The following is a 21647-nucleotide window of genomic DNA, read 5'->3' as shown; positions in this document are numbered from 1 at the left end:
TGCAGGAGAAATTATCATGAGCAGATTTAGTCCAAGGAATATCATGATTCATATGATTCGTCTCTATCAGAAATATATATCGCCGATGAAGAGAACAAAATGTCCTTATATTCCCACATGTTCTCAATATGGTTTAGAAGCAATTCAAAAATATGGTGCGTTAAAGGGCGGGCTTCTTGCAGTGTGGAGAATTTTGCGCTGCAATCCTTTTTCACATGGAGGATACGATCCTGTGCCATAAACTGTACTGAAACAGATAGTGTACAATAAATGACACTTTAAACTGATTTTCAGCACAAAAACTCAAACTTTGACAATTGAATAGTTACACCGAAAAAGCCTAGGAGGAAACAAACTTGGATATGATTTTATTAACGAAGAGCAGTGTCCCGATTATTGGACAGGTTGCTTCTATTATGGGCTGGATCATGGACGGGATTTACAGAGTTCTTGATCTGGTGGGTATTCAGAACCTGGGTCTTTGTATCATTATCTTCAGTATTATTATTTATGCACTGATGACACCATTGCAGGTTAAACAGCAGAAGTTTTCTAAGTTAAGCTCTGTTATGCAGCCTGAGCTTCAGAAGATACAGAAGAAATACAAAGATAAAAAAGACCAGGCGTCCGTGCAGAAAATGCAGGAAGAAACTCAGCTTGTATATCAGAAATACGGTGTTTCACCTACCGGCAGCTGTGTGCAGCTGTTGATCCAGTTTCCTGTCCTGATGGCATTATGGCAGGTTATTTACAAAATTCCTGGTTATGTTGGCAGTGTAAAGAATGTTTTCACAGGCCTTGTTGATCAGATCACAAGCGTAAGTGGCTACACAGACCTGATCCAGAGCTTTATCACAGACAATAAGATGACTCGTGTACAGCTGGCGCTGGATAACGGAAAAGCGACCAGTAATTCTGTCATCGATTTCCTTTATGCATTATCTCCATCTCAGTGGAAAGATCTTGCATCAATGGATCAGTTTAAGGGATTTGCAGATACCATTAACACCACGTCTGCAGAAATTTCCAAAATGCAGAATTTCTGTGGATTAAACATTGCAGATCAGCCTCTGAACTACATTAAGGCTGCTTTTGAGGGAGCATCTATTGCACTGGCAATCGCTGCACTTCTGATTCCTATTCTTGCATGGGCGACTCAGGTACTGAACTATAAGCTTATGCCACAGGCTACTTCATCTGCTGAAGGAGCTGTTGATACGATGCAGGCTTCCATGAAGACTATGAATACGGTTATGCCGCTTATGTCAGCAGTATTCTGTTTCACATTCCCGGTAGGTCTTGGTATTTACTGGATTGCAAGTGCGGTTGTAAGAAGTGTTCAGCAGTGGTTTATCAATCGTCATCTTGATAAGATGGATATCAATGATCTGGTAAACGAGAACATGAAGAAGATGGAGAAACAGCGTACGAAAGAAGGACTTCCGCCGCAGAAGATCACCAATCAGGCAAACCAGTCTACTAAGAATATCAATACCAAGATTGATAAAGGTTCCAGTAACACAAACGCAGAAGAGAGAGCCAGAAAAGTAGAGGAATCCTACCAGAATGCAAGAAATGCAAAACCTGGAAGTATTACAGCAAAAGCAAATATGGTCAGGGATTTTGACGAGAGAAACAAGAAGAAGTAATTGTTGTCGGGAACGGAGGGTTTCATAGATGGAGGAGTTTATCCAGTTTTCAGCAAAAACGAAAAATGAAGCAATCACCAAGGCGTGCATCGAATTAGGTGTTTCCAGTGATCAGCTGGAAATTGAAGTGGTTTCTGAAGGTAGTTCCGGATTTTTTGGCATCGGAAGCAAACCGGCAATCATTAAAGCACGCAAGATCAATACAGTTTCTGAAGAGGATGAGATACAGGAAATCGTTGATACTGTTAAAGTGGATGCGATTAAGGAAGAGCAGAATAGAAAGCCTGCCAAACCTTTTGTAAAAGCTGAGAAACCGGCACCAAAGAGTGAACCGGTGAAAGAAAAAGCACCTGTAAAAGAGGCGAAAGAGCCAAAGCCTTTTAAAGAGCCAAAAGAAAAACAGCCGCGCCAGCCGAAGGAGAAACCTTTTAAGGAGCGTCCTGTAAAAGAAAAACCGGCAAAAGAAAAAATGCCGAAAGAGCCAAGAGAAGAGAAGCCGAAACAGTCCAAACCTGTTGAGATCATCACAGATCCGGTAGAGATCAAAGAAGTGGAAGAGAGAGCAATTGTTTTCCTTCGCGACGTATTTGCATCTATGAATCTTGGTGAAGTGGAGATCACTTCCAAATACAACACAAATGACGGTTGTCTGGAAGTTGCTTTTGAAGGAGAGGATATGGGAATTCTCATCGGTAAGAGAGGACAGACCCTTGACTCCCTTCAGTATCTTACAAGCCTTGTTGTAAATAAGGGCAAAGCAAACTATATCAGAGTAAAGCTCGATACAGAAGATTACCGCAGACGTCGTAAAGAGACTCTGGAGAATCTTGCAAGAGGAATTGCCTACAAGGTTAAGAAGACCAGAAAGCCAGTTGTACTTGAGCCGATGAACCCATATGAGAGAAGAATCATTCACTCAGCACTTCAGGGTAATAAGTATGTAGAGACTGTCAGCGAGGGCGAAGAGCCGTATCGTCATGTGGTTGTAAAATTAAAAAGATGGTAAATCTTGCATAAAACATCTGAATGTGTTATAAAAGATTTGCAGAATGAATAAGAGGTTATTCCAGGTGAAAGATGGAAGAACTGAAGCGTTATGCTTTTGTTTTAATATCTTTCCCTGGGGTAACTTTTTTTGTATAATAAAATAAGATGATAGGAGTGTCAAAAAGTCTTTTGCCACTCATTTGATACCCAGGATTGCGATCCAGCTACGCTGTTCCCACAATCCTCCAAATATTCGAAATCCGCTGATTTATTACGTAAATCGCTGCTTTCTCATATTTGGCGTGTCTCAGGTTCAAACGCCTCGTGCAAGCATGAACGGCTTTTTGACCTTTTGACACTGGTATCATAAGATGTGTTACGTTTATAATTTGAATTGTAATTTACATGGAGGAAATCACATGAATACAACGATTGCAGCGATATCTACTGCTGTGAGTGCTTCGGGAATCGGAATCATCCGAATCAGCGGCCCGGAAGCCATGGACGTTATATCCCGCATTTACCGTTCCAAGGGCGGGAAAAAGAAAATTAAAGAAGTGCCCACCCACACCATTCATTATGGTTATATCTATGACGGGGAAGAAATTGTGGATGAAGTTCTGGTCATGGTCATGCGCGCACCCAAAACATTCACAGGAGAAGATACCGTGGAGATTGATTGTCACGGTGGTGTCTATGCCATGAACCGGGTTCTGGAAACGGTTTTGAAAAACGGCGCCAAGATTGCTGGCCCCGGAGAGTTTACCAAGAGAGCCTTCTTAAATGGCAGGCTGGATCTTTCCCAGGCAGAGGCAGTTATGGATGTGATCCAGGCGAAAAATGAATATGCGTTGAAAAGCTCCATGAGTCAGCTGAAAGGTTCTGTACAGAAGACCATCAAGGAGATTCGAAGCGACCTGATCTACGAGATTGCTTTTATCGAGTCTGCTCTGGATGATCCGGAGCACATCAGTCTGGAGGGATATCCACAGAAATTACATGGAATTGTGGAAAAAGAGCAGAAATCCATTGAAGAGTTGTTGAAAACCTCCACAGATGGCAAGATCATCCGGGAAGGAATTGAGACGGTTATCGTGGGTAAGCCAAATGCAGGTAAGTCCTCCCTGTTAAACCTTCTTGTAGGGGAAAATAAGGCCATTGTAACGGATATTGAGGGTACTACAAGAGATATTCTGGAGGAGTATATTACTCTTCATGGAATTACGCTGAAAATTGTGGATACGGCAGGCATCCGCGAGACAGAGGATGTGGTGGAGAAAATCGGTGTTTCCAGAGCCCGGGAGGTTGCAAAAGGTGCAGATCTGGTGTTATACGTAGTAGACAGCTCTACACCGCTTGATGAAAATGATGAAGAAATCATTGAAATGCTGAAAGACAGAAAAGCAATTGTACTGTACAATAAAACAGATCTTGCTTCGGCTGTGAGCATGGAGGCATTAAAGGAGAAAATCAACCATCCTCTCATTCCGATTTCTGCGAAAGAGGAGACTGGAATTGCCCAGCTGGCGGATACCATTAAGAGTATGTTTTTCAGCGGGAAAATCTCCTTTAACGATGAGGTTTATATTACAAATGCCCGTCACAAAGAGGCATTGGAAGAGGCAGCAGACAGCCTTGCAATGGTAAAACAGAGTATTGAGGATGGCATGCCGGAAGACTTCTTTTCCATTGATCTGATGGCTGCTTATGGAAGCTTGGGGAAAATTACCGGGGAAGAAGTTGGGGAAGATCTGGTGAATGAGATATTTAGTAAGTTTTGTATGGGTAAGTAGTGGTAGAGGGACGCGATAATATATGAATGAGTGTGTTATAGAGGAGATAAAAATGAAAAATTTAGAGGAGAATTATGACATAGTAGTGGTCGGTGCCGGACATGCTGGCTGTGAGGCAGCGTTGGCTGGGGCGAGACTGGGATTGAGTACGATCATGTTTACGGTAAGCGCAGAGAGTATTGCGCTGATGCCTTGTAACCCAAATGTAGGCGGTAGTTCAAAGGGACATCTGGTCCGTGAGTTGGATGCTCTTGGTGGAGAGATGGGAAAAAATATTGACAAGACTTTTATTCAGTCTAAGATGCTGAACTGTTCCAAGGGTCCGGCAGTGCATTCCCTTCGTGCTCAGGCTGATAAGCAGGCTTACAGTAATGAAATGAGAAAGACGTTGGAGAATCAGGAGAACCTGACCATCCGCCAGGGAGAGGTTACCAAGCTTCTGGTAGAGGATGGCAAGATCACAGGTGTGAAGACGTATTCCGGCGCTGTCTACCATTGTAAGGCGGTAGTTTTGTGTACTGGAACTTATCTGAAAGCACGCTGTATTTACGGTGATGTAAGTAATTATACAGGTCCAAATGGACTGCAGGCAGCCAATTATCTGACTGATTCTCTGAAAGAACTGGGAATTGAAATGTTCCGTTTCAAGACTGGAACACCTGCCCGAATTGCAGGAAATACCATCGACTACAGCAAGATGGAAGAGCAGTTTGGGGATGAGAGAGTAGTGCCATTTTCTTTTTCCACAGATCCGGAGGATGTGCAGATCGAGCAGAAATCCTGCTGGCTGACTTATACCAATGAGACTACCCATGATATTATCCGTGCCAATCTGGATCGTTCCCCGTTGTATTCTGGTATGATCGAGGGAACTGGTCCACGTTATTGCCCGTCTATTGAGGATAAAGTAGTTCGTTTTGCAGATAAAAAAAGACATCAGGTGTTTATTGAGCCAGAGGGAATGTACACAAATGAGATGTACATTGGCGGTATGTCCAGCTCTTTGCCGGAAGATGTGCAGGAGGAAATGTACCACAGCGTACCAGGCCTTGAGCATGCAAAAATTGTGAAGAATGCTTATGCTATTGAGTACGATTGCATTAACCCAAGACAGCTTTATCCAACGCTGGAGTTTAAGAAAATTAAAGGTCTTTTCAGTGGCGGACAGTTTAATGGAAGTTCAGGTTACGAGGAGGCAGCAGCCCAGGGACTGATCGCTGGTATCAATGCAGCCATGGAAGTGCTGGGAAAAGAGCAGCTGATCCTGGATCGTTCTGAGGCTTATATCGGTGTTCTCATTGATGATCTGGTTACAAAAGAGAACCATGAGCCATACCGTATGATGACCAGCCGTGCCGAGTACCGTCTACTTCTCCGTCAGGATAATGCGGATCTGAGACTTCGTAAAAAGGGCTGGGAGGTAGGTCTTGTAGATGACGAAACCTATGCAAAAGTAGTGGAAAAAGAACGCTTGATAGCGGAAGAAATCCAGCGTGTGGAGAATACAAATGTGGGTATGACAGAGGCAGTTCAGAGCCTTCTGGAAAGCAAAGAAAGCACACCACTTAAGTCAGGAATCAGTCTTGCAGAGCTGATCCGCAGACCGGAGCTTTCCTATGCAGAGGTGGCTCCTATTGATAAGAACCGCCCTGAACTTGCCTGGGATGTGCAGGAGCAGGTAAACATTAATATTAAATACGACGGCTATATCCGCCGCCAGATGAAGCAGGTAGAGCAGTTTAAGAAGCTGGAAGCCAAGAAAATTCCAGAGGATCTGGACTATGAGAAAGTAAAGAGCCTGCGCATTGAGGCACGGCAGAAACTGGAACTTTACAGACCTGTTTCCATTGGACAGGCATCCCGAATTTCCGGTGTTTCACCGGCGGATATTTCGGTGCTGCTGGTTTATATGGAGCAGTATGGGAAGGAGCGTCACTAAACGGACGCGTTTCTGCAAGTAATATTCCACGCAGGTCGGTTGGGCACTAGAGCGTGTTTGAAAAAGGCTTTCTGCAAGATGTGTGTCACAATTTGTGGGAGATTTTGTTCGGATAAGGGCGCCGTAGCGGGCTACGGCAACCGAATTCGGGCAAAATCTCCCGCAAAGTGGGGCGTGCAGATTGCGGAAATGATTTTTCAAACACGCTCTACGGTGAAATAACTGGTAACTACGACTAAGACGCTTGGGAGAGACCTCTTGTCTAAGTCGACCTGACCAGTGGATTTCACCTTCGTTAAAAACGCACCTGAAATGACCTGCTAAAGAATATTACTTGCAAAAACGCTGTGTATTAGCAACTGGAAAGTAAAAAAATAAGTAGTTTGAGGTATAAGGAGAAGTTTATGGAATATGATTTAACCCTCTTTGAGAAAGGACTTGAAGAGCTTGGAATTGCTCTGTCCCAGGAGCAGAAGAAGCAGTTTATCACTTATTATGAGTACCTTGTAGAGAAAAATAAGGTAATGAATTTAACTGCAATTACCGAGTACAACGAGGTGATTTTAAAGCATTTTCTTGACAGTTTATCTATCGTAAAAGTAGGCAGTTTTGACCAGAAAAAGCTGGCGGGAAAGTCCGTGATCGATATCGGAACCGGCGCTGGTTTCCCTGGAATCCCGCTGAAAATTGCTTTTCCGGAGCTTAAAATCACCCTTCTGGATTCTTTGAATAAAAGGGTGAATTTCCTTAATGAAGTAATCGAAATGCTTGGTTTAAAAGACGTAACAGCGCTTCACGGAAGAGCCGAAGACTACGCGAAACAGAAGGAACACAGAGAAAAATATGACTTCTGTGTCTCCCGCGCAGTAGCCAATTTAAGCACCCTTTCCGAGTATTGTATCCCCTTTGTAAAAGAAGGTGGCAGCTTTATTTCTTATAAATCCGGCAAGATTGATGAAGAGCTTGCGCAGGCAGAAAATGCTGTGAAAATCCTTGGTGGAAAAGTTCAGGATGTAGTGAAATTTCCACTTATGGACACGGATATGGATCGTTCTTTTGTGGTGATCAAGAAGATGAAACCGACCGCGAAAAAGTACCCCAGGAAGGCTGGCTTGCCGGCGAAGGAGCCGCTGGCGTAGAATATATGTTAATATTAAGATAACTTTAGGCCTGAAAGAGGAAGAAATCCGTACTATATTTCTCTCCGATAATATCGGCGATTTTTTTCTGAGATAACATAGGTTCTGTCTCAATCACTTTCAAAATACGAGTTGCTATGGAATTGTCTTCATTGGGAATAGTTTGGTTAGTAGCTTGGTTAGTGTGATTAACCAAGCTACTAACCAAGCTCTTAAACATAACCATAATATCCTCACACTTAATCGTATATTCTGGCATAGGATTTCCAGCTTCCTCGCAACTGTCTTTGATTTTTTTTCTATTCCACATCCCCGTGCCTTAGAGCGTGTTTGAAAAATCATTCCCGCAATCTGCATGCCCCACTTTGCGGAATGTATTTTATTTTGGGACACATTTCCAACACAAAATAATCACATATTTCTCACATAATTATCTAAATTTCCTCACAGGTTGCACATAAAATAATCATAAACAGATGCATGGGATAAGCCATGCATCTGCAACTTGAAGGAGGTAAGAAACTTGATTGAAGTAAAAAATCTGGTAAAACGCTACGGCGATCACACCGCTGTAGACCACCTTTCTTTTGAAATAGAGAAAGGCAAGATTTATGGTTTCCTGGGCCCCAACGGTGCTGGAAAATCCACGACCATGAATATGATAACCGGCTATATTGCATCCACCGAGGGAACAGTAGTCATAGATGGTCATGATATTCTGGAAGAACCTGAGGAGGCAAAAAAATGCATCGGATATCTACCCGAAATGCCACCTCTTTATTTTGATATGACCGTTCTGGAATATCTGAAATTCGTAGCAGATCTGAAGAAAATTCCTAAAGATAAAAAAGCATCCATGATCGAAGAAATCATGGATATGGTAAAGATCACCGACATGAAAAACCGCCTGATCAAGAATCTTTCCAAAGGTTACAGACAGCGTGTAGGAATCGCCCAGGCAGTGCTTGGCTACCCGGAAGTCATCATTCTGGATGAGCCGACTGTCGGTCTTGACCCAAAACAGATCAACGAAATCCGCGATCTGATCAAAGGCCTGAAACAGAAACACACCGTTATCCTTAGCTCCCATATTTTGTCCGAAGTCAGCGCCGTTTGCGACTACGTGCTGATCATTTCCCATGGAAAACTGGTAGCCAGCGATACCCCTGAGAATCTGGGAAAACTGGCAGCAGGCTCAAACAACCTGAATCTGCTTGTAAAAGGTCAGAAAGACACTATCAGAGCCGCTCTGGAGGCCGTAGAAGGGGTAAAAGAGGTTACGGTAAAGAAAAGCCCGGAGGAAGGCGTATATGCCATTACAGTGGGAACAGAAGAGAATATGGATGTGCGTGAAAAAGTGTTCTACAGTATGGTAAATGCCAGCTGTCCGATCCTTGAAATGCAGTCTAAGAAAGTTTCTCTGGAGGAGATCTTCCTTGAACTTACAGAGAGCGAGAAAAAAGATAAAGATGCGTCAGGAAAAAAATCCGGAAAATCTTTCTTTAAGACGGCAGCAGATGCTGAGAAGTATTTGAATGAGAAAAACGAAGATACTGTCCATGATAATGGACTTGAAGAAAAAGAGTTTGATGAATCGGGCGAAGTATCCAATGATGTGTCAGATAATGGACTGTCTGGTGATAAACAGGATAGTTTTGCCGCATCTGAGGAAGAAAAGGGGGAAGAGTAAACCATGCTTGCTATTTATAAAAGAGAGCTGAAAAGCTACCTGACCTCCATGGTCGGCTACCTGTTTATGTTTTTTGTGTTGCTGATCGCAGGTATTTACTTTTCAGCGTACCAGCTTTCAGCTGCTTATCCGAAATTTGAATATACTTTAAATGCCATGACCTTTGTGTTTCTGATTGCAGTGCCGATCCTGACCATGCGTGTACTTGCTGAGGAAAGAAAGCAGAAAACAGACCAGCTTCTGCTTACTTCTCCAGTATCTGTATCCGGCATCGTAATGGGAAAATATCTTGCACTTGTGACTATTTATGCAATCCCTATTGCAGTTCTTGCAACTTATCCGCTGATTATGGCGAAGTTCGGAACCGTTGCATTTGGTTCCGCGTACACAGCACTCCTTGGATTTTTCCTTTTGGGAAGTGCAAACATTGCAATCGGCGTATTTTTCTCAGCAATCACTGAGAGCCAGGTAATTGCAGCAGTTCTTACCTTTGTATTTTTATTTGCTTTTTATATGATGAATGGAATTTCTTCCTTTTTCTCAGAAACAGCAATGTCTACATGTGTGACATTTGGCATTCTGATCATAGCGCTTAGCCTTATGATCTACAGTATGATTAAAAATGCAGTGATTTCAGGTGCTGTCTGCGTGATTGGAGAAGTGGCACTGGTGATTATTTATGTTGTAAAATCCAGCGTATTTGAAGGAGGAATCCAGAAGGTTCTTGAAGTGTTTAACTTAAGTTCACACTTTGAAAACTTTACAAACAGTATTTTTGATGTGACTGGAGTTCTTTATTTCCTGTCTGTCATTGCCATTTGTATATTCCTTACCATGCAGACAATTTTGAAGAGACGTTGGAATTAAGGAGGTGGGGAAAATGTTTTTTAAGAAGAAAAATGATAACAATATTGACAATAACGATAAAAATGCAATTGATATTGAAAGTGCTGAAAGTAATAACAATAATAACAAAAAAGAAAAACGAAAATTTAAAGACAGTATTAATAAAAAGTACTTGAAAAATGGAAGCTATAGTTCTGTTATGATTGTTGTTTTCGTTGCTATCATTATTGTTATAAATATGATTGTAGGAAATCTTCCTTCAAAGTATACGCAGCTGGATATCAGCTCCGAGAAACTTTACACCATCGGTGATGAGACAAAAGCGATGCTGAAAGATCTGGACAAGGATGTAACCATATATCAGATCGCCCAGAGCGGAAGTGAGGATGAGACTATCAGTAATCTGCTTCAAAGATATGCAGATGAATCTGATCATATTAAGGTGGAACAGAAAGATCCAGTGGTCAATCCTAAATTTGTCAGTGAATACACCAGTGATAACCTTTCCTCTAATAGCTTAATTGTTGTATGCGGAGACAGAAATAAGGTTGTAAATTATAACAATATTTACGAATCTACAATGGATTACAACACATACAGTTATCAGACAACAGGCTTCGACGGCGAAGGACAGATCACAAGTGCCATCGCATATGTAACCAGTGAAAACCTGCCGGTATTGTACACATTAGAGGGACATGGAGAGCAGAAGCTTGATTCTACGATCAAGGAAGATATTGAGAAAGCAAACATGGAAATCAAATCCCTGAATCTGCTTACAGAGGGAAGCGTTCCAGAGGATGCCAGCTGTCTGCTGATTGATTCTCCTACAACAGATATCTCAGAGGATGAGAAGACTGCATTGATCGATTATCTGGAAAATGGTGGAAAAGCAATGATTTTCTCCGATTACACAGGAGAAAAAATGGAAAACTTTGATGCAGTGCTGGAAAACTACGGCGTAAGTAGAGTAGATGGCCTGGTATTTGAAGGAAATGCACAGCATTATGCCGCTCAGATGCCGTACTACCTGGTTCCAACTGTAAACAGCACAGATATTACATCTGATGTGGCTTCTTCCGGATATTACATTCTGATGCCGTATGCGCAGGGAATCCAGAAATCTGATGATGTGAGAGACACTGTGAATATTGAAAGCCTTCTTACAACTTCCGACAGCGCATATTCAAAGACGGATTTGAACAGCGGTTCTCTTGAAAAGGAAGACGGTGATGTGGATGGCCCATTTGACCTGGGTGTCAGCATTACAGAGACTGTAGATGATGATAAAGAGACTCATATTATTTATTATTCCACATCAAACCTGCTGCAGAGCCAGATCAATCAGATGGTTTCCGGTGGAAATGAGAAACTTGTGATGGCTTCTTTAAGTTCTCTGGTAGACACAGAAGACAGTACAACAGTTTCTATCCCATCAAAGAGTCTGGAAGTATCTTATCTGACTTTGACAGCATATGATGCAAGCTTCTGGAAAATCTGTACCATTGGTCTGATTCCTGGAGCATTCCTGTTGATTGGATTTATGATTTGGTTAAAGAGGAGAAAAGCCTGATGAAGAAAAAATCAGTAAATCTTATTACAGCAGTGGGCGTTTTGGTTGTCCTCAGCGGCGCATACGTAGGCGTAAAAGCCTACGTAGCCAAGCAGGAGGCCGCGGATACTGAAAGTGCGGAGGAAGAAAATCCGGAAATTATTTCCATAGCGTCTGCTGATGTGAAATCAATAAAATTTGTAATTGATAAAAAAGAAGTTACCTTTGAAAAAGATGGAGATTTCTGGGTGAAAAGTGATGAAACTGGTTTCCCGGTAGATCAGGATAAATTTGATACACTGGTCAGCTCCCTGAATTCTATAAAAGCGGAAAGAACACTGGAAAATGTGGAGGATGCATCAGAGTATGAATTGGATCAGCCGGAGAACACGATCACGGTTACCACAGAAGATGGGGAAACGACAGTAATTCAGCTTGGAATGGAGAATGATTCCACAAGTCAGGAATACATTGACTTGAACAAGGATTCTTCTACAGTTTATGTAGTAAGCAATTCCACGTTTTCTTCTTTTGAGGGAACTTTGTACGACTTTGCAAAAAGCGGCGTTTTCCCAACTGTGGATTCCTCTACGGTCAGCAAAATTTCTGTAGATGGAAAGGATTCTTCCTATGTTGTAGAGAAAGATGAAAATAATTTCTGGAATATTACTGGCAATGGAGAGACTGAGAAAGCAGATTCCGCGAAGGCAACTTCCTTAGCCAGTACATTATCCAGTGTGGCTTATGCAAGTTATGTAAATTATAACTGCGCAGAAGATGAGCTCTCTCAGTACGGATTAGATAAGCCGTATGCAGAGATTACAGTGGATTATCAGGAAGAAGTTGAGAAAGAGTCCACTGATGATGAAAACGAGGCTGAAAATGGCGATGAGGAGGTCTCAGAGGCATCTGGGGATGAGAACCAGGCGGATGAAAATGCGGATTCTGAAACAGATGGAAGCGAAAGCTTGGATGAAAATGCGGATTCTGAAACAGATGGAAGCGAAAGCTTGGATGAAGATGCGGATTCTGAGACAGATGGAAACGAAAGCTCAGATGAAGATGCGGATTCTGAGACAGATGGAAACGAAAGCTTAGATGAAGATGTGGATGTGGCAGACACAGAAGATTCAGAAGCTGTAGAAAATGAGAATACAGATGAAACAGCAGATGACAACGTCGAAGCAGAAGATACAGATGTAACTGAATCAGATGACGAGGCTGGGGTGGAAACAGCAGATACTGAATCCGCAGAAAGTTCTGAAGATGCAGAAGAAGATTCAGAACCGGAAACTGAAATGGTTGACAGAGAACTTGTAATTCAGGTTGGAGATCAATCTTCAGATGGTGGAAGATATGTTCGGGTGAATGACAGCAACGAAATTTATACAATATCCGAGGATTCTCTTGATACTTTCCTTGGAAAAACAAATGCTGATTTCTGGGATTTGACAGTAAGCTATTTGTCTGCAAATAATCTGGATACTCTGGATGTGAACTACGGAGGAGAAGATTATATCGTAAATGTTTCACGTGAAACATCTGAGGATGAAAACGTAGAAACATCGGATAATGAGACGGAAGATGAAGATACAACAGATAGTACCAGCAGTGATGTTGCCGACGGCAACGAAGTAGAGGGAAATGCTGCTGATGATAACACTTCATCAGGTGATTTGACCGGCGAAGATACTGAAAATACAGATGACAGTTCTTCTACTGCAAGCACCACAAGTTCAACTAGTGTAACCTTATCTTATACACTAAATGGAAAAGATCTGGACAGCACAACATTTACAACGTTCTACAATAAGCTGATCAACATGACAGCGCAGAAACGTCTGACTGATGAATTTAAGTCCAATACAGATCCGGAAATGACTGTGAAATTTACAGATATAGATGGAAATGAAATGGAAGTGGAGTATTATTCCTATGATACAAATTACTATGCCGCTGTTATAAACAAAAAAGTATATCTGGTAAATAAAATGACAGTAAAAGAACTGTTTCAGGCATTTGAATCTGTAACTGGTGAGAAAGAGGAAAACGAAAACGCTGAGACAACAGATCCTGAAACAAATGCTTCTACAGATAATGCTGAAACAGAAACGACAGAGGCTTCAGAGGATGCTGAAGAGTAGTAGCTGAAAAAATGATTAAAAAAGATCCTTGCCTGTGAAAAAAACAGGACAAGGATCTTTTTTGCTGTTTGGAAAAACTGTTGAATTGCCTGTTGCATAAGAATTCTACTGGATATGAATATGCGCGTACATCGTTTTGCAAATAACGATATCAATCAAGCTGGATGCGTGAAGTTGAAGGTGCGGATGGAAAAAATGTGTGGCGGGCTACGCCCGAGCGTGTCTGAAAAATCATTCCTGCAATCTGCACGCCTTGCTTTGTTATATATCTTATTCGGATTCGGTCGCTGTGGTTCACTACAGCAACTGAATTTAAGTTAAAGCTCCTGTGAATTGTGGCATGCATTTAAAAATCATTCCTGCAATCTGCGTGCCAAATTTTGTGGTATATTTTGTCCGAATTCGGTTGTCGCAGCTCGTTACGACGCCCTCATCCGGGCAAAATCTCCTACAAATTATGACGCACATCTTGCAGAAAGCCTTTTCCAAACACGCTCTGGTCCGCTGATATTTCAAATGGTATGAAATATGTAATTAACGTTGGCTATTTTGTCTGTTTGAATTTCTATATGCATTGTTTTTGAAAATAAAATTTTAAAAATCTTTGAATTTTACTCATATGGTTTTACATTAGCCGACTATATAAAAAGTCCGAAAACAGAAACTTTGCTTTTGCTTTCTGAAATATTACGGTAAATATAAAATGTAATAATAACTTTTATAAAATAAAAACCTACTAAAACATACAATAAAGTCCAATAAATAACACTTAACGACACGATGATACAACAAAGGCCTATTTAATGTACTTTGAACAACAAAACAGGCAAATGAATCGTAAAAATCCTCTGAAAAATATATTGTTATGTAAAAATATACTTTTAAACAATTCTAATTAAAACAAAAAGATTGTATAAAGATAAAATGGAACAGCGCATAATTGAAAAAATAACAAAATAACAACAAAACAATACGAAAAGAGCTCTGAGATGTATTTGAAAATCATTTCTCAATCCACCCCCCCACTTTGCAGTATATTTTACCCGTAGTTGGGTGTGTCGTAGCACGTTGCAGCACCTTCATTCTGGCCAAATCTCCCGCAAATTGTGGCGCGCACCTTGCAGAAAGCCTTTTTCAAACACTCTCTGGGATGTATCAAAAAACATTTTCGCAATCCGCACACCTTACTTTGTGGTATATATTCCTGAATTTGGCTGCCATATTCGCTACGGCAACCTCATCCTCATCCTGGTCAAAGTCCCACAAATTGTGACGTACATCTTGTAGAAAGCTTTTTTAATATGCTCTGGAAATATAGAAAGAACAGGAAAAGCATAAAGCATAATAAATTATTATTACAAAAACAAAAAAACTTCGGGATTATATTATACAATCTCGAAGCTTTTTATTCTGCTTTGAAGGCATATCTATATCTTTATTTTAATTAAAAGAATGCACCAACTTGCTCAAGAAATGCTTCTACATTCTCAATATGTGGAAAATGCTTGGAACATGGAATGGTTGCTGACTCAATTGCTGGATTTACTTTCTGATAAGCTTCTACAATTGCAGCACCATTTGGCTCATCTTCACCTTCTACGATATAAATGCTGTTATCAATTGATTCTACAGCATGGCGAATGTTGATATTCATATATTTAGCACTTTGGCTGGAGTATAGGCATTTTGCATAATAACCACCTTTGTGCGCAGCTTCATAATATGCATCCAGGACATCTTTGTCTACATGGAATGGATTATAATAAAGCTTATCAAGGAAGAAATCATTAATTGTTTCACGCGAAACAATTATATGGTAGATAAAGGTTCCAAATATAGGCAGTTCGATAAAGAATTTGAATAATTTATCCTTTTTTGTGGTAGTTTGGGCAAGAGAAATCATGCTTACCGGATTAATAAACATGATTTTATTAATGCTTTCTTTATCGTAAGCAGCGGCAGTAGTAACAAATGAACATGAGAAACCACTTGCAATGATGTCGGTTTTCTCTTTAATTACATTTTTTATAAAATCGCAGATGATTTGTACGAAAAGAAAATTTGTATATGTAATTCCAGCTTTTTCCGAACGTCCGCAACCTAATAGATCAAGGGTATATACGGTGTGCTCTTGAGCAAGTTGATCCTCAACACGAGACCATTCGTATCCACTGGCTCCAGGCATTGTATCATGAATAAGAAGAAGAGGAGAGCCTTTTCCCTTCTTGGTATAATAAATTTTTCCGAAACGCCAATTATAATAGTTGTGATTGGAAAAATCAAGCATTTCTTTTAACTGGGAAGAGGCAACAATCACTCTATTGGTGAGATGGATGACACCAGCGGCAATCGTAGTCAACGCGGCCAGAGTCAGAATTTTATGTTTAGTGTCTTTCATTTTATAGAGGACCTCCTTTGGGTTTGTATGTATATTATACGCCAAAGAGGCTGATTTTACAATGTTTTTTGGCATATAAATGGGAATTGACAGAATACTGGGCTGCTGTTCACTCCGTTCACAGTAACACGCTTTGCGATGCACAGGAAGACGAATCTTCTTGTGACAAGCACAAGAAGTAGCGTTTGCTGCGCAAACTTAATTCTCGGGGGTTCTGTGAATTTTTTTCACAAAAAACACCTCGCGGAGCATCACTGGTGAACAGCAACAATACTGATTGCTACTCATTTCGTGACCAGTAACATGCTTCACGAAAAAAGACATATTATTTGCTTTTGATAACCTGTTTAGATATGGTTGATATTTCGCGGTTTTATTGGCTTTACCAAATCTATAACTTATTTAATGTGTTGGTCGTTATCCCGGACGCGATTTCACAATGTATATTCACCGCCGCGCGTCGCAACGTTCCGGCAAGCTAATGACTAACTGCGACTAAGACGCTCAGGAGAGCCTTCGCGCCTAAGTCTCCGTAAGTCATGGATCTCACCTCCACTAAAACCGCTCCTGAAATGCGCGGCTTGCGAATATACATTGCAAAATTGCTTGATGCTGGAAAGGGAAGAAAGAAACAGTAACGATAACAACGGGAGTGGGGGAAGTAATTGGTATCCCGCAACTTTATTGTTTTTTGCAAATCTATCGTTGCCAAGAAAGTGTAGGGAAAACAATCACTCCCCCTCCCCTCTTCATTAAAAGTTCTTATCAACCAGCAAGTCTCAGCCAGTACACAGCATTTGGGCAATGTGTATTACTCCAGCGAGCCATTTCAGGCGCGCTCTTAGCGTAAGCGAAATTCAGCGCTTACGTAGACTTATGCGTGAGGGTTCTCCCGAACGCATTAGTCGCAGTTAGCGATTAGTTTGCTGGAGCGTTGCGCCGGCGAGTGAGTAATACACATTGTCCAAATGCGTCCGCATTGAAGAACTTTTAATCAACTAAATAGCAATAGAAAATAATAATAATTTTTTATATGTTGACTTCCAACAAATACATTCCAAAAAATGTTTAAAATCCCACAGTTAGGGTTATAATTAATAAGAAGATAAAAATAGACAATATTTTTATGAAAAGAAATGCCATTTTCTATGTTTCACGTGAAACATTATGTGGCGAGATAAATTTAAAAGTGTTATAATAGCAATAGTTATATGATAAGATTGCAGAACCTGTAGGATGGTGGTGTAATCTATAAACTTTGGTTATTGTGTGCAATTAAAATTTGCAAAATGTTTCACGTGAAACATTTTTATGTAATAAGAAATTCTGTTAAAATTTTCTATTGCATAAAAAGCCCTACCAGGTAGGATTACACTGTGGCAGAAAGTTAGATGGCGCTCGAGGTGCCCCGCCGTAGGTGGAGAATCCTGCAAGCAGGCTTCTTTTTACAATTAAACATGTTGCTTTTTATAAAAATGTTGTGTGAACAGTAACCTAAATAATATGAAAGGGAGGGTTGATATTGGGCAGAACGATTGCGGTTGCTAATCAGAAAGGCGGCGTTGGCAAATCTACCACAGCCATTAATCTTTCTGCATGCCTGGCAGAACAGGGAAAAAAGGTTCTGACAATTGACATGGATCCTCAGGGAAACACTACCAGTGGATTAGGTGTTGATAAAAATGAAGTAGAAGATACCTTGTATGAACTTCTGGTAGGACAGTCCGATGTTGAGAAGACGATTGTCAAAGATGTAGTAGAAAATGTAGATTTGATACCATCAAATGTAAATCTGTCTGGCGCAGAGATTGAGCTTGTTGGTATTGATAATAAAGAATACATATTGAAAGAGATTACTGACAAAATAAAGAATAATTATGATTATATCATTATTGATTGTCCACCATCTCTGAATATGCTTACTATTAATGCACTTACTGCTGCGACATCTGTTTTGGTTCCGATTCAGTGTGAGTACTATGCATTGGAAGGACTATCACAGCTGATACATACTATTGATCTGGTAAAGGATAGGCTGAATAATGATCTTGAGATTGAGGGCGTTGTGTTTACTATGTATGATGCCCGTACAAATTTATCGCTACAGGTAGTAGAGAATGTTAAGGAAAATCTTCAGCAGAATATTTACAAGACTATTATTCCGAGAAATGTCAGACTGGCAGAAGCTCCAAGTTACGGACAGCCGATTACTCTTTATGATCCGAGATCCACAGGAGCAGAAGCTTATCGCCTTCTTGCGGAAGAAGTGATAAACAGGGAGGTTGAGTAATGGCAGTTAAAAAGAAAGGTCTTGGAAGAGGTCTGGATGCTCTTTTCCCGGAGAAGTCAGTGAAGCCAGCTGAAAAAAAACAGGAGCAAAAGCCAGTTGCCACAAATGAAAGCTTACATCAGCAGGAAGAAGGTTCTTTGAATGCTTCAGCAGTGAAGAGTGCTGCAGAAACAAAAGATACAGCACAAGCTGCAGTAGTTGAAGAACCGAAGAAATCTGAAATGCTTGTGAAGATTTCAAAGGTAGAGCCAAACAGAACTCAGCCACGCAAGCAGTTTGATGAGGATGCTTTATTGGAATTATCTGAATCAATTAAGCAGTTTGGCATCTTGCAGCCACTTCTGGTTTCGAATAAAGGCGATTACTATGAAATTATTGCGGGCGAGAGAAGATGGAGGGCAGCTAAACTTGCCGGGGTGAAAGAAGTTCCGGTAATCATTAAGGAATTTAATGATCAGCAGGTAGTTGAGATTTCCCTGATTGAAAATATTCAGCGGGAAGACTTAAATCCAATAGAGGAAGCGATGGCCTATAAGCGTCTGATCGACGAATTTAAGCTGAAACAGGATAATATTGCAGAACGCGTTTCTAAGAGCAGAACTGCAGTGACTAATTCCCTTCGCCTTTTGAAATTGGATGAAAGAGTTCAGCAGATGCTGATTGATGAGATGATTTCAGCTGGGCATGCTCGTGCAATTCTTGCGATTACAGACAAAGATAAGCAGGCAAGTGTGGCAATGAAGATTTTTGATGAGAAATTAAGTGTTCGAGAGACTGAAAAACTGGTAAAACATATTGTGGAGCCACCGAAGAAAACTCAGAAGACGGTAAATACAGCTGAAGATGCGATTTACGAGAGTCTCGAGGAGAAAATGAAGGGCATTATGGGAACCCGGGTTTTTATCCACAGAAAGAAAAATAATAAAGGTAAAATTGAAATTGAATATTATTCCAGAGATGAACTGGAAAGAATCATTGAGTTGTTTGAATCAATAAGATAAGGAGAGTGCATGAGCAGTATTTTTGACAGCCTGGGAATTGACCCGGGTATCATTATTATTTTACTGCTGATTCTGACCATCGTTCTGGCGGTGAATGTATTCAGCAGCAAAATGAGGCTTAGCCGTTTGGAACGTAAATACAAAATGTTCATGAAAGGCAGTGACGCACAATCTCTTGAGAAAGTTTTTGTACGAAAATTCGCTCAGATTGACCGCCTTTATGAAGCCAAAGAGGATCATGAGCACGACATCAGCTTTATCAAACATCATTTGGAATCTATGTTCAGCAAATATGGCGTTGAAAAGTATGATGCGTTCGATGATGTAGGCGGAAAACTTAGTTTTGCACTGGCTTTGTTGGATCAGGATAATTCCGGAGTAATTTTGAATGCAGTACACAGCAGAGACAATTGCTTCCTTTATCTGAAAGAAATTGTAAAGGGAGAGTCCTATGTAATGTTGAGCCAGGAAGAACTTGAAGCCCTTAGAAAAGCTGTAAATTTTGGCTTGGAAAATATTGAAAAAGATGAGTAAATTGGTTGCTGCGAACAGTTGGTAAAAAATGAGTATAAGTCATAAAAAAACAGCGAAAAATGACAAAATTGTTATTAAAAATAAATAGTAATGACAATATTGTTATAAAACGAAAAACAAAACAGATACTTGCCATAAAAAGAGATATGAAAAAATAAAACAGATACTTGCTGCAAAAAGAGATATGGAAAAATAAAACAGATATTTGCTATGAAAAATAAAGTATCAGTACAGGAGGAAGACATGTTAGACATCAAATTTGTGAGAGAGAACCCGGAAATCGTAAAGCAGAACATCCGCAATAAATTCCAGGACAGCAAACTGGAGCTGGTTGACAAGGTTCTGGAGTTGGATAAGGAAAACCGCGAGATCAAACAGGAAGTAGAAGCTCTTCGTGCAGAGAGAAATAAAATTTCCAAACAGATTGGTGCTCTTATGGGCCAGGGAAAGAAGGATGAAGCAGAGGAAGTTAAGAAACAGGTTGCAGCTTCCGGTGAGCGTATTGAGGAACTTTCCAAGAGAGAGAAAGAAGTTGAGGAAGAGCTTCTGAAGGATATGATGGTAATCCCGAATATCATTGACCCATCTGTACCGATTGGTAAAGATGACAGCGAGAACGTTGAGATTGAGAAATTTGGTGAGCCTGTTGTTCCGGATTTCGAAGTTCCGTATCATACAGAAATCATGGAAGCTTTTGACGGAATCGACCTTGATAGCGCAAGACGTGTTGCTGGTAATGGTTTCTATTATCTGATGGGGGATATCGCAAGACTTCATTCTGCAGTTATTGCATATGCACGTGATTTCATGATTAACAGAGGATTCACATACTGTGTACCGCCGTTCATGATCAGAAGTAACGTTGTTACAGGTGTTATGAGCTTCGCTGAGATGGATGCCATGATGTACAAGATCGAAGGTGAGGATCTGTACCTGATCGGAACCAGTGAGCATTCTATGATTGGTAAATTTATTGACCAGATCATTCCGGAAGAAGAGCTTCCAAAAACTCTTACAAGTTATTCTCCATGCTTCCGTAAAGAGAAAGGTGCTCATGGACTTGAAGAGAGAGGCGTTTACCGTATCCACCAGTTTGAGAAGCAAGAGATGATCGTAGTTTGCAATCCAGAGGACAGCAAGATGTGGTTTGACAAACTGTGGCAGAACACTGTTGATCTGTTTCGTTCCCTGGATATTCCGGTTCGTACACTGGAATGCTGCTCTGGTGACCTGGCAGACCTGAAAGTGAAATCCCTGGATGTTGAAGCATGGTCTCCAAGACAGAAGAAATACTTTGAGGTAGGAAGCTGCTCCAACCTTGGTGATGCACAGGCACGTCGTCTGAAAATCCGTGTAAACGGAAAAGATGGCAAGAAATATCTTGCTCATACTCTTAATAACACAGTTGTTGCTCCGCCAAGAATGCTGATCGCGTTCCTTGAGAACAACCTGAATGCAGATGGAAGCGTAAATATTCCAGTTGCCCTTCAGCCATACATGGGTGGAATGACAAAAATCGAGAAAAAGTCCAAATAATTGGACTTAAAAATGAAATAGCATAAAAATACCAAAAATTGGACTTTGAGCTGAAAATAGTAATAGATCAAAAGTAAAATATCAGATGGTCCGGAGAATATCAGAATATCTGAAAAGTTGTTTGATTTGCAATAAGACTGCTTAACAGG

At 40.7% G+C, this 21647-nt stretch carries 18 protein-coding genes and 6 pseudogenes; 17 read left to right on the top strand and 7 right to left on the bottom strand.

Annotated elements, in window-relative coordinates; translation table 11 throughout:
- Positions 1-43 precede the first annotated feature (43 nt).
- The 5 genes from yidD to mnmG all read left to right on the top strand — a co-directional run bounded on the left by yidD (position 44) and on the right by mnmG (position 6368).
- Positions 44-241 (top strand): membrane protein insertion efficiency factor YidD, encoded by a 198-nt coding sequence (gene yidD, locus ACESTK_RS01800; RefSeq protein WP_272111253.1) that lies wholly within the window; start codon positions 44-46, stop codon positions 239-241.
- A 121-nt stretch (positions 242-362) separates the two neighbouring features.
- The gene (gene yidC, locus ACESTK_RS01795) at positions 363-1649 is read left to right on the top strand and encodes a membrane protein insertase YidC (protein ID WP_118580883.1); all 1287 of its coding nucleotides are present in this window, start codon (positions 363-365) and stop codon (positions 1647-1649) included.
- Between the two features lie 28 nt (positions 1650-1677).
- A complete protein-coding gene (gene jag, locus ACESTK_RS01790) occupies positions 1678-2655 on the top strand; it encodes an RNA-binding cell elongation regulator Jag/EloR (RefSeq protein ID WP_148463050.1) in 978 nt (325 codons plus the stop codon).
- Positions 2656-3055: 400 nt separating this feature from the next.
- The gene (gene mnmE / locus ACESTK_RS01785) at positions 3056-4429 is read left to right on the top strand and encodes a tRNA uridine-5-carboxymethylaminomethyl(34) synthesis GTPase MnmE (protein WP_226855465.1); all 1374 of its coding nucleotides are present in this window, start codon (positions 3056-3058) and stop codon (positions 4427-4429) included.
- 52 nt (positions 4430-4481) lie between these two features.
- Positions 4482-6368 carry a tRNA uridine-5-carboxymethylaminomethyl(34) synthesis enzyme MnmG gene (gene mnmG / locus ACESTK_RS01780; protein ID WP_226855466.1) on the top strand — a complete coding sequence of 629 codons (1887 nt, stop codon included), beginning with the start codon at positions 4482-4484 and terminating at the stop codon, positions 6366-6368.
- On the opposite strand, the pseudogene ACESTK_RS01775 reads toward mnmG, so the two are convergent.
- A pseudogene (locus tag ACESTK_RS01775) lies at positions 6306-6509 on the bottom strand (DUF6783 domain-containing protein); the annotation flags it as partial. The gene mnmG and the pseudogene ACESTK_RS01775 overlap by 63 nt on opposite strands.
- Here ACESTK_RS01775 and ACESTK_RS01770 point away from each other — a divergent pair.
- Together ACESTK_RS01770 and rsmG are read left to right on the top strand one after the other, a co-directional pair.
- A pseudogene (locus tag ACESTK_RS01770) lies at positions 6438-6590 on the top strand (DUF6783 domain-containing protein); the annotation flags it as partial. The pseudogenes ACESTK_RS01775 and ACESTK_RS01770 sit on opposite strands and share 72 nt — an antisense overlap.
- A 182-nt stretch (positions 6591-6772) precedes the next feature.
- Positions 6773-7507, top strand: coding sequence for a 16S rRNA (guanine(527)-N(7))-methyltransferase RsmG (gene rsmG, locus ACESTK_RS01765; RefSeq protein WP_195700059.1), 735 nt, complete (start codon positions 6773-6775; stop codon positions 7505-7507).
- A gap of 25 nt (positions 7508-7532) precedes the next feature.
- Here the strand turns inward: rsmG and ACESTK_RS01760 are convergent, their stop codons facing one another.
- Together ACESTK_RS01760 and ACESTK_RS01755 are read right to left on the bottom strand one after the other, a co-directional pair.
- On the bottom strand, positions 7533-7766 hold the full coding sequence (locus ACESTK_RS01760) for a hypothetical protein (protein ID WP_195700058.1): 234 nt from the start codon (positions 7764-7766) through the stop codon (positions 7533-7535).
- Between the two features lie 59 nt (positions 7767-7825).
- Positions 7826-7900, bottom strand: a pseudogene (locus ACESTK_RS01755) (DUF6783 domain-containing protein); the annotation flags it as partial.
- Between the two features lie 130 nt (positions 7901-8030).
- Here ACESTK_RS01755 and ACESTK_RS01750 point away from each other — a divergent pair.
- From ACESTK_RS01750 to ACESTK_RS01730, 5 genes and pseudogenes are all read left to right on the top strand, one after another.
- Positions 8031-9197: an ABC transporter ATP-binding protein gene (locus tag ACESTK_RS01750; RefSeq protein ID WP_373118325.1), complete on the top strand. Its 1167-nt coding sequence runs from the start codon at positions 8031-8033 to the stop codon at positions 9195-9197.
- A 3-nt stretch (positions 9198-9200) separates the two neighbouring features.
- Positions 9201-10064 carry an ABC transporter permease subunit gene (locus ACESTK_RS01745; protein ID WP_195700056.1) on the top strand — a complete coding sequence of 288 codons (864 nt, stop codon included), beginning with the start codon at positions 9201-9203 and terminating at the stop codon, positions 10062-10064.
- A 13-nt stretch (positions 10065-10077) separates the two neighbouring features.
- A complete protein-coding gene (locus ACESTK_RS01740; protein WP_195700055.1) occupies positions 10078-11616 on the top strand; it encodes a GldG family protein in 1539 nt (512 codons plus the stop codon).
- The gene (locus tag ACESTK_RS01735; RefSeq protein ID WP_195700054.1) at positions 11616-13739 is read left to right on the top strand and encodes a DUF4340 domain-containing protein; all 2124 of its coding nucleotides are present in this window, start codon (positions 11616-11618) and stop codon (positions 13737-13739) included. Before ACESTK_RS01740 ends, ACESTK_RS01735 begins: the two co-directional genes overlap by 1 nt.
- Before the next feature lie 199 nt (positions 13740-13938).
- Positions 13939-14034, top strand: a pseudogene (locus ACESTK_RS01730) (DUF6783 domain-containing protein); the annotation flags it as partial.
- Here ACESTK_RS01730 and ACESTK_RS01725 read toward each other — a convergent pair.
- Both ACESTK_RS01725 and ACESTK_RS01720 read right to left on the bottom strand, forming a co-directional pair.
- Positions 13993-14085, bottom strand: a pseudogene (locus ACESTK_RS01725) (hypothetical protein); the annotation flags it as partial. The pseudogenes ACESTK_RS01730 and ACESTK_RS01725 overlap by 42 nt on opposite strands.
- Positions 14052-14228, bottom strand: a complete 177-nt coding sequence (locus ACESTK_RS01720) for a DUF6783 domain-containing protein (RefSeq protein ID WP_373118370.1) — start codon at positions 14226-14228, stop codon at positions 14052-14054. The pseudogene ACESTK_RS01725 and the gene ACESTK_RS01720, both read right to left, overlap by 34 nt.
- Here ACESTK_RS01720 and ACESTK_RS01715 point away from each other — a divergent pair.
- Positions 14202-14264, top strand: a pseudogene (locus ACESTK_RS01715) (hypothetical protein); the annotation flags it as partial. The gene ACESTK_RS01720 and the pseudogene ACESTK_RS01715 overlap by 27 nt on opposite strands.
- Before the next feature lie 514 nt (positions 14265-14778).
- Here the strand turns inward: ACESTK_RS01715 and ACESTK_RS01710 are convergent.
- Positions 14779-14922, bottom strand: coding sequence for a DUF6783 domain-containing protein (locus ACESTK_RS01710; protein ID WP_353844674.1), 144 nt, complete (start codon positions 14920-14922; stop codon positions 14779-14781).
- 261 nt (positions 14923-15183) lie between these two features.
- Positions 15184-16137, bottom strand: a complete 954-nt coding sequence (locus ACESTK_RS01705; RefSeq protein WP_173718485.1) for an alpha/beta fold hydrolase — start codon at positions 16135-16137, stop codon at positions 15184-15186.
- 1522 nt (positions 16138-17659) lie between these two features.
- Here ACESTK_RS01705 and ACESTK_RS01700 point away from each other — a divergent pair.
- The 4 genes from ACESTK_RS01700 (at position 17660) to serS (ending at position 21498) form a co-directional block, all read left to right on the top strand.
- Positions 17660-18427 carry a ParA family protein gene (locus ACESTK_RS01700; protein WP_148463060.1) on the top strand — a complete coding sequence of 256 codons (768 nt, stop codon included), beginning with the start codon at positions 17660-17662 and terminating at the stop codon, positions 18425-18427.
- Positions 18427-19428, top strand: coding sequence for a ParB/RepB/Spo0J family partition protein (locus ACESTK_RS01695; RefSeq protein ID WP_187565402.1), 1002 nt, complete (start codon positions 18427-18429; stop codon positions 19426-19428). The genes ACESTK_RS01700 and ACESTK_RS01695 overlap by 1 nt, the downstream gene beginning before the upstream one ends.
- Before the next feature lie 9 nt (positions 19429-19437).
- Positions 19438-19962: a DUF4446 family protein gene (locus ACESTK_RS01690; RefSeq protein ID WP_118580781.1), complete on the top strand. Its 525-nt coding sequence runs from the start codon at positions 19438-19440 to the stop codon at positions 19960-19962.
- 243 nt (positions 19963-20205) lie between these two features.
- Positions 20206-21498, top strand: coding sequence for a serine--tRNA ligase (serS, locus tag ACESTK_RS01685; protein ID WP_148463062.1), 1293 nt, complete (start codon positions 20206-20208; stop codon positions 21496-21498).
- Positions 21499-21647: the final 149 nt, after the last annotated feature.

Origin of the sequence: Ruminococcus sp. Marseille-P328, from assembly GCF_964249465.1 — a bacterium.
GTDB classification, from domain to species: Bacteria; Bacillota; Clostridia; order Lachnospirales; family Lachnospiraceae; genus Blautia_A; species Blautia_A faecis.
This window is presented reverse-complemented; position numbering and strand designations above follow the sequence as displayed.